The sequence below is a fragment of the Weissella sp. DD23 genome (assembly GCF_001579105.1).
Taxonomy (GTDB): Bacteria; Bacillota; Bacilli; order Lactobacillales; family Lactobacillaceae; genus Weissella; species Weissella cibaria.
The window spans coordinates 1-277 of sequence record NZ_KQ970511.1 but is presented as its reverse complement, the minus strand read 5'-3'; the positions used below and the strand labels follow the sequence as shown (position 1 = coordinate 277).

The 277-nt window shown below is 30.0% G+C and carries 1 protein-coding gene; it reads left to right on the top strand.

Annotation, left to right across the window (positions count from 1 at the left end; all coding sequences use genetic code 11):
- Window positions 1–15 precede the first annotated feature (15 nt).
- Window positions 16–277 (top strand): hypothetical protein (locus WEIDD23_RS12515; RefSeq protein WP_197458916.1); only part of this gene is annotated, 262 nt, incomplete at its 3' end.

Sequence of the window (277 nt, the reverse complement as noted above, 5' to 3'; positions counted from 1 at the left end):
AAACATAGGAATCATATGATCGTTAATACAACAACTGCGTTAAAAACAGTACGTGATATGAGCGTTCAAGACGAGTTTAAAAATTATATTCCAAATGATGTAGTAAAAGTTGTATCTCCGATAGTAGAAGAATTACGTGGAATTAAGAAAGAGAACACAAGAAAAAAAGATTATTATCTTATTGTGTATCCATATTTATATCAAATGATGAAAGTTATGGAAAATTCATATGAAGGATTGAAAAAGGGTGGAGAAATACACATCATTGTGAGCGATG